General features: G+C 67.6%; 12 protein-coding genes. 7 read left to right on the forward strand and 5 right to left on the reverse strand.

Annotation, left to right across the window (positions count from 1 at the left end):
* Nucleotides 1–2,043 (reverse strand): PE family protein (locus tag A5645_RS11525; protein ID WP_155767966.1); only part of this gene is annotated, 2,043 nt, incomplete at its 3' end.
* Between the two features lie 414 nt (nt 2,044–2,457).
* Here A5645_RS11525 and A5645_RS11530 point away from each other — a divergent pair.
* Genes A5645_RS11530 through A5645_RS11540 form a run of 3 tightly spaced genes read left to right on the forward strand, consistent with a single transcriptional unit; the run spans nt 2,458 to nt 5,618 of the window.
* Complete coding sequence (locus A5645_RS11530) at nt 2,458–3,231, forward strand: fructosamine kinase family protein (protein WP_065129581.1); 774 nt, start codon at nt 2,458–2,460, stop codon at nt 3,229–3,231.
* A 12-nt stretch (nt 3,232–3,243) separates the two neighbouring features.
* Entirely contained in the window at nt 3,244–4,074 is an 831-nt protein-coding gene (locus A5645_RS11535; protein WP_065129582.1) for an amidohydrolase family protein, read from the forward strand.
* Nucleotides 4,071–5,618, forward strand: coding sequence for an acetolactate synthase large subunit (locus A5645_RS11540; protein ID WP_065038478.1), 1,548 nt, complete (start codon nt 4,071–4,073; stop codon nt 5,616–5,618). The genes A5645_RS11535 and A5645_RS11540 overlap by 4 nt, the downstream gene beginning before the upstream one ends.
* Here the strand turns inward: A5645_RS11540 and A5645_RS11545 are convergent.
* The 4 genes from A5645_RS11545 to A5645_RS11560 all read right to left on the reverse strand — a co-directional run bounded on the left by A5645_RS11545 (nt 5,604) and on the right by A5645_RS11560 (nt 10,185).
* On the reverse strand, nt 5,604–6,278 hold the full coding sequence (locus A5645_RS11545) for a serine hydrolase (protein WP_065129583.1): 675 nt from the start codon (nt 6,276–6,278) through the stop codon (nt 5,604–5,606). The two genes, A5645_RS11540 and A5645_RS11545, sit on opposite strands and share 15 nt — an antisense overlap.
* The gene (gene fadD17, locus A5645_RS11550; RefSeq protein WP_065129584.1) at nt 6,275–7,780 is read right to left on the reverse strand and encodes a long-chain-fatty-acid--CoA ligase FadD17; all 1,506 of its coding nucleotides are present in this window, start codon (nt 7,778–7,780) and stop codon (nt 6,275–6,277) included. Before fadD17 ends, A5645_RS11545 begins: the two co-directional genes overlap by 4 nt.
* A 101-nt stretch (nt 7,781–7,881) precedes the next feature.
* Nucleotides 7,882–8,979: an acyl-CoA dehydrogenase family protein gene (locus A5645_RS11555; protein ID WP_065129585.1), complete on the reverse strand. Its 1,098-nt coding sequence runs from the start codon at nt 8,977–8,979 to the stop codon at nt 7,882–7,884.
* Nucleotides 8,980–9,003: 24 nt separating this feature from the next.
* Entirely contained in the window at nt 9,004–10,185 is a 1,182-nt protein-coding gene (locus A5645_RS11560; RefSeq protein WP_065129586.1) for an acyl-CoA dehydrogenase, read from the reverse strand.
* A 225-nt stretch (nt 10,186–10,410) separates the two neighbouring features.
* On the opposite strand from A5645_RS11560, the gene A5645_RS11565 reads away from it, so the two are divergent.
* The 4 genes from A5645_RS11565 (at nt 10,411) to A5645_RS11580 (ending at nt 13,434) form a co-directional block, all read left to right on the forward strand.
* Complete coding sequence (locus A5645_RS11565) at nt 10,411–10,602, forward strand: ferredoxin (protein WP_065038486.1); 192 nt, start codon at nt 10,411–10,413, stop codon at nt 10,600–10,602.
* A gap of 34 nt (nt 10,603–10,636) precedes the next feature.
* A complete protein-coding gene (locus A5645_RS11570; RefSeq protein ID WP_065129587.1) occupies nt 10,637–11,545 on the forward strand; it encodes a 3-oxoacyl-ACP reductase in 909 nt (302 codons plus the stop codon).
* A gap of 236 nt (nt 11,546–11,781) precedes the next feature.
* Nucleotides 11,782–12,546 (forward strand): MlaE family ABC transporter permease, encoded by a 765-nt coding sequence (locus A5645_RS11575; protein WP_065038472.1) that lies wholly within the window; start codon nt 11,782–11,784, stop codon nt 12,544–12,546.
* A gap of 45 nt (nt 12,547–12,591) precedes the next feature.
* Nucleotides 12,592–13,434: an MlaE family ABC transporter permease gene (locus A5645_RS11580; RefSeq protein WP_065038471.1), complete on the forward strand. Its 843-nt coding sequence runs from the start codon at nt 12,592–12,594 to the stop codon at nt 13,432–13,434.
* Nucleotides 13,435–13,437: the final 3 nt, after the last annotated feature.

Raw genomic sequence — 13,437 nt, forward strand, 5'->3', positions numbered from 1 at the left:
CAACTGGCCAGCATCCCCATCGGTGGGCGGTCTGATGCCCGCACCGCCGTCGGTTCGGCGGTCGTCGACCTGACCCCCGGCCGCGCCTGCGCTGGAACCCGTCCCGCCAGCACCGCCGAGACCGCCTGCCCCGCCGGTGCCGCCGGTACCGCCCACACCGCCGGCCTCACCGAATGTCGATGCCGCCGCACCGGTGACGCCGGTGCCGCCCGCGCCGCCCAGCCCGCCGGTGCCGCCCGCGCCGCCCGCGCCCTGAGTGCCTGCGGTACCACCGTTGGCATTGCCGGCTGCCCCGCCGGTACCACCTGCGCCGCCGGTACCGCCTTGGCTGCCCGCGCCCCCGTATGTTGTAGCGGCGGCCCCGGCCGCACCACCGCCGCCCGTGCCACCGGTACCGCCGGAACCGGCCGCCCCCGTAGCGCCGTGAATACTGCCGGTGCCGCCCAATCCGGCGTCGCCGCCGGTTCCGCCGATTCCGCCGGCACCGCCTGCGCCGTTGTTGAGGCCAGTAAGCCCCGATCCACCTGCGCCGCCGGCCCCGCCGATCCCACCCCCACCGCCAACGCCGCCGACGCCTTGACTGGCACCGCTTCCACCGCCAGCACCGCCGGCACCGCCCGCACCGCCTGCGAAACCGGTTCCGCCGACGGCGCCAGAATTAGCCGCAGCATTGGTACCTGCGGAGCCCGCACCGCCGGCACCGCCCGCGCCGCCCGTGCCGTTGGCGCCGGCACCGCCCGCTGCACCGCCGCAACTCAAGAGTCCCGCCGCACCGGCGGCTCCACCTTGGCCAGCGATACCCCCGACGCCGCCGGTCCCGCCGCCGCCACCGACACCGCCCAAACCAGCCAAGTCGCCGTGGGCGCCGCTACCGCCGATGCCGCCGAGGCCACCGGCGCCGCCAATGCCACCGTGTCCTCCGCGCCCGAGGAACAGCGCGCCGTGACCACCGACGCCACCGGCACCCCCGGCGCCGCCCATACCGCCGGTGCCACCGAGCGCACCGCCGTCGCTACCTATCCCGCCCGCGCCGCCGGCCCCACCTGCACCGCCGGCGCCGCCGCCGCTGAGGAGCCAACCGGCGCCCCCGGCACCGCCTGCTCCACCGGCGGTGCCGTTGCCGCCAGTACCACCATCCAGGCCAGCGCCACCCCCCCCACCGGCGCCACCGGTACCGAACAACAGCTCGGCGCGACCACCGGCGCCACCGGTGCCGCCGCCGATGCCGCCGGCACCACCATTGCCGCCGCCGCCCCACAGGAACCCGCCGTCGCCGCCCGCGCCGCCGGTTCCTCCACCGGCGCCGCCGGCGCCACCGTCACCCGCCGCGCCGAATAGCCATTCGCCGCGGCCGCCCGCGCCACCGGTGCCGCCGCCGATCCCGCCGGCACCACCATTGCCCCCGCCGCCCCACAGGAACCCGCCGTTGCCACCAACACCGCCGGTGCCGCCGCCGATGCCGCCGGCACCACCCTGTCCGCCAACTCCGAGTAGCCACCCACCGCTACCCCCGGCACCACCGCTGGCGCCGAGCCCGCCGGTGCCGCCCGTACCGCCACCACCGATCAGGCCGGCCGATCCACCGGCGCCACCGGCCTGGCCGACCGCTCCAGCGGCACCACTGCCGCCGTTACCAAAAAGGATCCCGCCGTCTCCGCCGGCACCGCCCGGGGTTGTCGCATTGGCACCGTCACCGATCAGCGGACGGCCCAGCAGTGATTGCACGGGCGAATTGATCGCGTTCAGCAAAGCCTGATGCGCGTTTTCGGCCTCGGTCCACAGGTATGAGCCAGCCCCGGCGCGCAAGTTTTGCACGAACTGATCGTGGAACTGCGCAACCTGCGCGCTGATGGCTTGGTATTCCCGGCCATGCCCGCCGAATAGGGCCGCGATGCGAAGCGAGACTTCGTCGGTCGCAGCTGCCAACACCTGGCTGGTCGAGGCTGCGGCGGCAGCGTTCGCCGTGCTGACCGACGATCCAAGTCTGGCCAGGTCAGCGGCGGCCGCCGCGACACTGTCAGCCGAGACCGAAACGAAGGACATTAAACGAAGCTCCCAGCAGGAGGGTCAAAGTTCACATTTTTCGCTCCACGCCGGGATCGCTTACGCAGATGTTAGTAAAAAACCATCTCCATGTCGCCAGTTTCGGCAAATCAAAAACTATTAGTGTGATCCGCGCCCCTATACCGCCTCGACAGGTCTCATGAAGGCAGTCCCAAAGACGATCTGCGTGACTCCGGGCTAGATGGCTACTGATCAGTTAGCTCTTTACGGGTAAGGCAAGTCCGCTAGCCGAGTAAGTACGTCTTTCGCCGTGTGCCGGTTGTCGCTCGAGAGCCGCGGCTGATCCGCAGCGCCCGGCCGAAATCCGGCCGACGCGCACCCCGCCTGGCAAATATCGAGACGGTCCACGACGCCGTCTAGAGTCCATCCCCATGTGCCGATCACCGGACCGATGTGACTGACTTCGTCAAACGGCACCCAGGCGTGCCCGCCGGCTACTTCGCGTGGGAGGCCGCGGGGTTGCGCTGGCTTTCCGGCGCTGCCGGGGGAGTGCCATGTGCACAGATCGTCTCAGTCGAACAGAGCAGCCTCACGCTGCGCCGGCTCGCCTCGGTTCCGCCGACGCCTGAGGCGGCGCGGGATTTCGGCAGTCACCTGGCCGTCACCCACGACGCTGGTGCGCCCGCATTCGGCGCCGGGCCCGATGCGTGGGACGGGCCCGGCTTCTTCGGACCGTTGTCCCAGCCGCTGCCGATGTCGCTGCGACGGCACCCACGTTGGGGTGAGTTCTATGCCGAGGAACGATTGATTCCGATGGCTCAGCTCGCAGCGCCGCGCCTCGAGCCCATGACCCGCCAGCTGATCGATTCGGTGGTGGTGCGGTGCCGAGCTGGCGACTTCGACGACGACGACCCGCCGGCTCGCCTGCATGGAGACCTGTGGAGCGGCAACGTGATGTGGACGCACGACGGAGCGGTGCTGATCGACCCGGCGGCCCACGCCGGTCACCGTGAAACCGACCTGGCCATGCTGACACTGTTTGGGTGCCCGCACTACAACGAGATCCTGGCCGGCTATCAACAGGTTCATCGGCTGACGCACGGCTGGCGCCACCGGATCGGGCTACACCAGCTCTTCCCCCTGCTGGCGCACGTGGTGCTATTCGGCTCGAGTTACTCGGCCAGGACGCACGCCGCCGCACGCGCAGCCGCGGAAGCCTCGCGCTAACCTCGAACCTCGATGGCGATCGATGTGTGGATGCAGCATCCGACACAGCGGTTCCTGCGCAGTGACATGTTGGCCTCGCTGCGACGCTGGACCGGTGGGTCCATTCCGGATACCGACATCCCGATCGAGACGACGATTCAAGCCATGGACGCCGCCAACGTCGAGTTCGGACTCCTCAGTGCCTGGCGGGGACCGCATGGTCAAGACCTCGTCTCGAACGACGAGGTGCAAAGCTGGATCCGGTTGCACCCGAACAGGTTCGCCGGTCTGGCCGCCGTTGACCTGGACCGCCCGATGGACGCCATCCGCGAGCTCGGGCGCCGCGTCGACGATGGGTTCGTCGGCCTGCGGGTAGTGCCCTGGCTGTGGAACGCGCCGCCCACCGACCGCCGCTACTACCCTTTGTTCGCGCAATGTGTGGAGTCCGGAGTGCCGTTCTGCACGCAGGTGGGCCACACCGGGCCGCTGATGCCGTCGGAAACCGGACGCCCGATTCCCTACATCGACCAGGTGGCCCTCGACTTTCCGGAGTTGGTCATCGTGTGCGGGCACGTCGGCTACCCGTGGACTGAAGAGATGGTTGCGGTTGCTCGCAAGCATCCGAATGTCTACATCGACACATCGGCGTACACGATTAAGCGCCTGCCACATGAACTCGTAAGTTTCATGAAAACCGGTACCGGACAACGCAAAGTGCTGTTCGGCACCAACTATCCCATGATCAGCCACAGCCACGCCCTGGCGGCTCTTGACGAACTCGGGCTCACCGACGAGGCTCGTCGAGACTTCCTGCACGACAATGCCGAGCGGGTTTTCCAGCTGCGACGAAAGGTAGTCACGTGAACGGTGCCCAGGCCCTGATCAACACCTTGGTCGACGGCGGCGTCGACGTGTGCTTCGCCAACCCGGGAACCTCGGAGATGCATTTTGTCGCCGCGCTGGACAGCGTCGAGAAAATGCGCGGCGTACTAACCCTTTTCGAGGGCGTGGCCACCGGCGCCGCCGACGGCTACGCCCGCATCGCCGACCGGCCGGCGGCCGTGCTGCTGCATCTGGGACCGGGCCTGGGCAACGGCCTGGCGAACCTGCACAACGCCCGGCGCGCCCGGGTGCCGATGGTCGTCGTCGTCGGCGACCACGCCACGTATCACAAAAAGTACGATGCCCCACTGGAATCCGACATCGATGCCCTCGCCGGGACCGTCTCGGGCTGGGTCCGGCGCAGCACCGCCGCCGCCGACGTCGCGACCGACACGGCCGAGGCGATCGCGGCCAGCCGGTCCGGTGCGCAGGTCGCCACGCTGATCCTGCCCGCGGACGCCTCGTGGTCCGACGGCGCCGAACCCGTCAAGCCTGCCTCGTCGACCTGGTCGGGGGGAGCCACGGACGACGGTTCCGTAGCCAAGGTGCTGCGTTCGGGCGAACCGACCATCATCCTTATCGGGGGTGACGCCACCCGCGGGGCAGGGCTGGCGGCCGCCGCACGCATCGCTGAGGCGACCGGTGCCCGGCTGTTGTGCGAGACATTCCCCACCCGCCTCGAGCGCGGCGCCGGAGTGCCGGCCGTCGAGCGGCTCGGCTACTTCGCCGAAGCTGCCGCGGCTCAATTGGACGGCGCCAAACATCTGGTGTTGGCCGGCGCGAAGTCGCCGGTGTCGTTTTTCGCCTACCCGGGCATGCCCAGCGATCTGGTGCCTGCCGGTTGTGAAGTGCATGTGCTGGCCGAAGCCACCGGCGCCGGTGTGGCTTTGGCCGCGCTGGCCGAGGAGTTGGCGCCCGGAACGACGGCCCCGCCGGCGCCGGCGTCTCGACCGCAACTGCCGTCGGGCCAGCTGACGTCCGCCTCGGCCGCCGACGTGATCGGCGCGTTGCTGCCGGAGCGGGCCATCGTGGTCGACGAGTCCAACACCTCGGGAGTGTTGCTGGCTCAGGCGACTGCCGGCGCGCCGGCGCACGACTGGTTGACCCTCACGGGGGGAGCGATCGGCTACGGGATCCCGACAGCGGTGGGCGCCGCGGTCGCCGCGCCTGACCGCCCAGTGCTCTGCCTGGAATCCGACGGGTCGGCCATGTACACGATCTCGGGCTTGTGGACGCAGGCCAGGGAGAATCTTGACGTCACCACCGTCATCTACAACAACGGCGCCTACGACATTCTGCGGCTCGAGCTGCAACGGGTCGGCGCCGGGTCCGCACCCGGTCCCAAGGCGCTGGATCTGCTTGATATCTCCCGGCCGTCCATGGATTTCGTCAAGATCGCCGAAGGCATGGGGGTGCCCGCGCGCCGGGTCACCACCGCCGAGGAGCTCGCCGACGCGTTACGCGACGCCGGAGCAGAGCCCGGCCCGCATCTGATCGACGCGGTGGTGCCGTCACTGCTCGGTTAGGTCACCCAGCCGGCTGAAAAGCCATTCCGTCAGCCGGCCGAGCGCAGCTACACCGTCTTCGAACGTCGCCGCGTCGGCCGCCAATGCCGCGCCGAGCTGTCCCGGCACAATGACGCCGAACTGGCGCACCAGGTAGCCGTTCTCGACGCCGGGCCCCCAACCACCTTTGGCCGTAACACCTTCGGCGGCCAACCCCCAGCGCTGCCGAGGCACCAGGCTGCGCATCAAATCGAGCACGAAAGCATCATCCAGCCCGGCAGCGAACCTCGCCTGCCGCTCCAGGGACCACCGGGTCTGTCCGAACGCGGTGTACGGCGCCCGCAGCCGCCGGGACTCCACCACCGTGCCCGGATCCCCGCACTCGGCAAGCACCGCCTGAACCCGCCGTGCGGCCTGCGCGGGTTCCCCAAGAAGGGACCACAGCTGTTCGGAGGCGGGGTTGTCGGATTCCGTTATCGTCTTGGCGACCAACGGTTCTGCGGCCGACGGATGATCGCGCAAAGCCGCAATGGCCAGCGGCACTTTGATCGTCGACCACGCCACCCCGGTGGACCACCAGCCGAACGAACGCACTGAGGTGCCGTTCGCCAACGCGACCCCGACCCGCGCAGGAGTCGTCGCGGCAAGTTCCTCGAAGCTCGGAGTAATTTCGTTGCTCACCGGCGGATCCGGAACACCGGGTCCGCGCAGTCGACCCCCTCGGCCGAAAGCTGACGCTTGAGCACCTTGAACGTCACCGTCCCGGGCAGTCCCGCGCTGACCCGAACATAGGAGGGCCACTGCTTGGGCCCCAGGTCGGGCTGCTCGGCCAAGAAGGCCTGGAACTTCGACTCGTCGAATTCCCCACCGGGCGCCATCACCAAGGCTGCCATCACCTGGTCACCGACAACCGGATCCGGCACCGGATACACCGCAACCTCCTGCACGTCGGGATAGCGCATCAGTACCCGCTCGATCGGGGCGGTGCCCAGGTTTTCGCCGTCGACCCGCATCCAGTCGCCGAGCCGGCCGGCGAAGTAGACGTACCCCGCATCGTCCCGGTAGGCGAGGTCGCCGCTGTGATAAATGCCGCCGGCCATCCGCTCGGCCTCGGCCGCCTCGTCGTTGTAATACCCCTCGAAGCGCCCCGGACCGGTGCTATTCACCAATTCACCGACCACACCGGCCGGACACGGCGTAGCGGTGTCGGGGTCGACGATCTGGATTCCTTCCGGCAGCGGGCCGAGCGATCCCGCCGGGGTGTCGGGGGTGCGGGCGATCGCCACGCCACCTTCGGTGGAGCCGAACCCGTCCTGCACGACGCAACCGAACCTGCGCCCGAACCGTTCGATGTCGGCCGGCACGCCTTCGTTGCCGTATACCGCGCGCAGCGGGTTGTCGGCGTCATCCGGTTGCTCGGGTGTGGCGAGCACATACGACAGGGGCTTGCCGACGTAATTGGCGTAGGTGGCGCCGTACCGGCGCACATCAGGCAAGAAACCGGACGCGGAGAATTTGCGCCGCAATGCCAACGAGCCCCCGCACGCGGCCGCCACCGCCCAGCCCACCAGCACCGCGTTGGAGTGGAACAGCGGCATCGACACGTAGCAGACGTCCTCGGGTCCCAACCCGAAGCGCCCCGACATCGTCACACCCGCGATCGCCACCTTGCCGTGGCTGCACTTCACCGCTTTCGGCTCACCGCTGGTTCCCGAAGTAAAGATGAGCATGAAAAGGTCTGCAGCCGAGGCGGATTGGAAAGTAAGCGGACAATCTGCATGAGCGGCAACCTCATTCGCCCACGCGACGGAGTCGACATCGACGTAATCGATACCATCCAGCGTCGCCGCCGATTCGGAGTCGGCCAGCACCAGTTGGCAATCGGCGTGCTTGATGTCGCGTTCCAGCGCCGCGCCACGCCGCACGGGATTCAGCCCGACCGGGATGATGCCCGACATCCCGGCGGCCACCAGCATCGCCGAGAAGAACGGGGTGTTCTGCAGCAGCACCCCGACGTGCGGTGGCCGCGCCGGGTCGAGCCGGGCCCGCAACGCCGCGGCAATCGCCGCACCGTGCCGCAGGTGATCACGCCAGCTGGTGAACGAGTCCTCGAAATAGACGCCGCGATCGTCGATTTCGGCCAGTGGCACCAGCAGGTCGGTGACCGTTGGATCAGGGCTCATGAACTCACGTCGCCCCCGTTCGGTCTCGCGAACGGGAAGCTAGTTTCACATTCGGTCTCGATCGTGAGGCCAGCTTCAAGCTCGGCGCAAGGCAGACCGGATCAGGCGGGCGTCTCGGCAAGCTCACGACCGATCTGCCGCAACTGCCCGGTGGCGCCACCCAGCGCGAACTCGGTCTCCTTAGCGGCCAGGAAGTAGCGGTGCACCGGATGATCGGTGTCCACACCCACGCCGCCATGCACGTGCACGATGGTGTGCGCCACCCGATGCCCGGCATCGGCGGCCCAAAATGCCGCTGAGGCAACATCGATCTCGGCGGGAATGTCCTCGGCGACCTTCCAGGCGGCCTGCGTCAGCGTCAACCGCAGCCCCTTGACATCGATGTAGCCGTCGGCCATCCGCTGACCGACCGCCTGGAAGCTGCCGATCGGACGGTCGAATTGCTCACGGGTGCGGGCGTATTCGGCGGTCATATGCAGGCCGCGCTCCAGCACACCCAACTGATAGGCGCTGCGGCCCAGGGTGGAAATCGTCCGCAGCCAGACGAGCACATCGGCGCCGCCGACCTGACGGGCGGAGTCCACCACGACGCCGTCCAGCGCCAGATGCCCGACGCTGCGCAGGCCGGTGGTCTGCAGCGGCGTCACCGTCACCCCCGGGTCGTCCGCGGCGACCAGGAAAACAGCCGTGCCGGAAGCGGTTTCGGCGGGCACCAGGAAAGCGTCCGCCACCGGGCCGAAGGAAACCTGGGTGCGGCTGCCGGTCAACCGGTGCCCGCCGGATTCCGCGGCGGCCTGCACCGGACCCTCGCCCATCTCGTCGTCGAGCGCGGCGGTCAGGATCTTCTCACCCTGCACCGCCGGCGCGCCCCAGCCCTGCCGCAGCTCCTCGGAGCCGAATCGGGCCAGCGCCCCCGCGCCCAGCACCACCGACTCCAGGTACGGCACCGCCGCCAGTTGGTGGCCGAGCGCCACCAGGATCGCGACCTGCTCCAGGACGCCGAAACCGTCGCCGCCCACCTGGGTGGCGGACGCACTGGTCAGGATGTCGCTGTCGATGAGCTTGCGCCACAAGTCCCGGTCGAACCGCTGCTCGAGCTTGTCCAGCTCGCGCTGATGCTCGGGCGTGCAAACGGAGTCGACGATGGTGTCGACCAGGCCCCCAAGGTCCTGGGCCGCTTCTGTTGTCGAGAAATCCATGAATGTCCGTCCTTTACAGGGAGATCAGCGGCTGGCTCGCGGCAGGCCCAGCGCGACCATGCCGATGATGTCGCGCTGGACTTCGTTGGTGCCCCCGCCGAAGGTCAGGATCAGGCACGCCCGGTGCATCCGTTCCACCCGGCCGCGCAGCAGGGCGCCGGGGGAGTCCTGGCGCAAGGTGGCGCCCGTGCCCAGCACCTCCATCAGCAGCCGGTAGGCCTCGGTGGCCAACTCGGTCCCGTACACCTTGGCGGCCGAGGCGTCGGCCGGCGACAGGGATTCGCTCTGCGAGGACGACAGTTCCCAGTTGATCAGCTTGAGCACTTCGGCCTTGGCGTGCACGCGCGCCAGGTTGATCTGCACCCACTCCGAGTCGATGACGCGTGCGCCGCCGAAGTCCTTGGTGTTCTGTGCCCATTCGCGCACCTCACGCAGTGCCAAGAAGATCGGCGCCGAGGAGACCAGGGCGACCCGCTCGTGGTTGAGCTGATTGGTCACCAGCTTCCAGCCGGCGTTCTCCTCACCGACCAGGTTCGTCACCGGTACCCGCACGTCGGTGTAGTAGGTGGCACTGGTGTCGGGTCCGGCCATGGTGTGCACCGGCGTCCAGGAGAAACCCTCGGCGGTGGTCGGCACGATCAGCATCGAGATGCCACGGTGTTTCTTGGCCTCGGGGTTGGTGCGCACCGCCAACCAGACGTAATCGGCGTAGGCGATCAGACTGGTCCACATCTTCTGGCCGTTGATCACGTACTCGTCGCCGTCGCGGACTGCGGTCGTGCGCAGATTGGCCAGGTCGGTGCCGGCGCCCGGCTCGGAATAGCCGATCGAGAAGTGCAGGTCTCCGGCGGCGATCTTGGGCAGGAAGAACTTCTTGTGCTCTTCGGTGCCGAACGCCATGATCGTCGGTGCCACGCTGTTGATGGTCAGGAACGGCACCGGGGCGCCGGCCAAAGCGGCCTCGTCGGTGAAGATCAGCGAGTCCATCGGACTCCGGTCCTGGCCGCCGTACTCCTTGGGCCAATTCAGGGTGAGCCACCCGTCCTTGCCCATCTGCGCAACGGTCTCCCGGTAGACGTTTCCGGTGCCGTATTCACCCTGGACCGAGCTCAGCGCCTCGCGACGCTCGGGGGTCATCAGCTTGTCGAAGTACGAACGCAGTTCGCGCCGCAGCTCCTCCTGGTCAGGGGTGTAACTGATGCGCATTGCTGCCGCCTCCGATCAAGCGATCGTGCTGGTAACCAAGGGCCGCTTCGCACGCGGCGGCCACCCATTCGTCTCCCCGGTTGTAACACGTTCTAGTCTTGGAATCCAGCGACCCTATCCTCAGACGTACCGGAGCCCTAGTGTGTTGCTACATACTGATCGAGTTGGACATCGAGTTGGCAAGGCGTGTTTCCGAACTCCCAGCCCAGGTTCAAGGAGGATGCCGTGCGAGTGAAAGTGGACCGTGACCGTTGCGAAGGTAACGCCGTGTGCTTGGGAATCGCACCGGATATCTTCGACCTCGATGACGAGGACTACGCGGTCGTGAAGACCGATCCGATCCCGCCCGACCAGGAAGATCTGGCGGAGCAATCGATCGCCGAATGCCCACGCGCCGCGCTGTTGCGCAGCGACTAACCCCGCCTGAACCGAGACTAGAGGTATTCATAAATTGAGTAGCAGCACGAACGCGACCGATCTGTCCGGGAAGGTCGCGGTGGTGACCGGTGCCGCCGCGGGCCTGGGCCGGGCCGAGGCGATCGGGCTCGCCCGGTTGGGCGCAACCGTCGTCGTCAACGACATCGCCGCGGGCCTGGACTCCTCCGACGTCATCGACGAGATCGGCGCGGCAGGCTCCAAAGCGATAGCGGTCGCCGGCGATATCAGTCAGCGTTCCACCGCCGATGAACTGGTCAGCACCGCCGACGGCCTGGGCGGCCTGGACATCGTGGTCAACAACGCCGGCATCACCCGCGACCGCATGCTGTTCAACATGAGCGACGAGGACTGGGACCAGGTGATCGCGGTGCACCTGCGTGGTCATTTCCTGCTCACCCGCAACGCCGCCACCTACTGGCGCGGCAAGGCCAAACAGAGCGCGGAGGGCCGCGTCTTCGGCCGCATCATCAACACCTCCTCCGAGGCCGGACTGGTCGGGCCGGTCGGGCAGGCCAACTACGGCGCCGCCAAGGCGGGCATCACGGCGCTGACCCTTTCGGCGGCGCGGGCGCTGGGCCGGTATGGCGTGTGCGCCAACGCGATTTGCCCGCGGGCGCGCACCGCGATGACGGCCGACGTGTTCGGCGAGGCGCCTGAGGACGCCGACATCGACCCGCTCTCGCCCGACCACGTGGTGACCCTGGTGCAGTTCCTGGCGTCACCGGCCGCCGCTGAGGTCAACGGCCAGGTGTTCATCGTCTACGGTCCCCGGGTGACGCTGGTGGCCGCCCCGACGGTGGAGCACCAGTTCCAGGCGGACGCCGCCGCCTGGGAGCCCGGACAGCTCAGCGCGACGTTGCAGGATTACTTTGCTGGTCGCGACCCGGAACGCAATTTCGCCGCCACCAGTGTGATGAGTTGACGCAAGCGCCATAAGAGGCGCGCCACCGGCTCGCAGGCTTGCAGGCCGGCGGCCAGGTCAGCACAGATAGAGAGGAAATACCAGCTAGGCATATTTGCTGCAAAATATTCCGGGGTTCATCGACACCCGGAACTTGTTCTAGTTAGTATGAGCCGGCTCACACCAAGCAACGAGTCAACCAACGGTGTGTTCAGGGCATAACGATTCGCCGCGAGCAGCAGATTGGGGGACCCGGGTTGTTGCAGAAGCTTGCCGTACCGGCCCGGGGCGTCGGCGGGTTCTTCGAGATGTCAATAGAGACAGCGCGCGCCGCCTTCCGGCGGCCTTTTCAATTCCGGGAGTTTCTCGACCAGACGTGGATGGTCGCGCGGGTGTCCCTGGTTCCGACCCTGCTCGTCTCCATCCCGTTCACGGTGCTCGTCGCCTTCACCCTGAACATCCTGCTTCGTGAGATCGGCGCGGCCGACTTGTCCGGTGCCGGAACCGCATTCGGCACCATCACCCAGTTGGGCCCGATCGTCACCGTGCTTGTGGTTGCCGGTGCCGGCGCCACCGCGATCTGCGCAGACCTCGGCGCCCGCACCATTCGCGAGGAAATCGACGCGATGCGCGTGTTGGGCATCGACCCGATCCAGCGACTGGTGGTGCCCAGAGTCCTGGCCTCGATGCTGGTGGCGGTGCTGCTCAACGGGCTGGTTTGCCTCATCGGTTTGTCCGGCGGCTACGCCTTCTCCGTCTTTCTGCAGGGCGTCAACCCGGGGTCGTTCATCAACGGTCTGACGGTGTTGACCGGGCTGCGGGAATTGATCCTCGCCGAAGTCAAAGCCCTGCTGTTCGGGGTGATGGCCGGCCTGGTCGGTTGCTACCGCGGCCTGACCGTCAAAGGCGGACCCAAGGGCGTCGGCAACGCCGTCAACGAAACCGTCGTGTACGCCTTCATCTGTCTGTTCGTGATCAACGTCGTGATGACCGCCATCGGCGTCAGAATCTCGGCCAAGTAGGGGCGAGGTAACGAATGACGACGGACGAGCGATGGTGAGCATGCGATGAGCTACGACGTCACCTTTCGCCTGCGCAACTTCTTCTCGAGGTTCCAAGAACCGGTCGACAACTTTGGCGAGCAGGCGTTGTTCTACGGCGAGACGGTGCGCTACATCCCCAACGCCCTCACCCGGTACCGCAAGGAGACCATTCGGCTGATTGCCGAGATGACGCTCGGCGCGGGCGCGTTGATCATGATCGGCGGCACCGTCGGCGTCGCGGCGTTCCTCACCCTGGCCTCCGGTGGGGTCATCGCGGTGCAGGGCTATTCGTCGCTGGGCAACATCGGCATCGAAGCGCTCACCGGGTTCCTTTCGGCCTTCCTCAACGTCCGCGTGGTCGCGCCCGTCATCGCCGGGATTGCGCTGGCGGCGACCATCGGCGCCGGCGCCACCGCCCAACTGGGCGCCATGCGCGTGTCCGAGGAGATCGACGCTGTCGAGTGCATGGCGGTGCACTCGGTGTCCTACCTGGTGTCGACGCGGCTGATCGCAGGCTTGGTGGCGATCGTTCCGCTCTACTCGCTCTCGGTGCTGGCCGCGTTCTTCGCCGCCCGGTTCACCACGGTGTTCATCAACGGGCAGTCCGCGGGCCTGTATGACCACTACTTCAACACCTTCCTGATCCCGTCCGACCTGCTCTGGTCGTTCGCGCAGGCGATCGCGATGTCGATCGCCGTCATGCTCGTCCATACCTATTACGGCTACAACGCCAGTGGCGGATCGGTCGGCGTCGGCATTGCCGTCGGTCAGGCGGTTCGTACGTCGCTGATTGTGGTGGTCGTCATCACGCTGTTCATCTCGCTCGCCGTCTACGGCTCCTCCGGCAACTTCAATCTTTCGGGGTAACGA

Source organism: Mycobacterium asiaticum (genome assembly GCF_001673635.1).
Taxonomy (GTDB): domain Bacteria; phylum Actinomycetota; class Actinomycetes; order Mycobacteriales; family Mycobacteriaceae; genus Mycobacterium; species Mycobacterium asiaticum_C.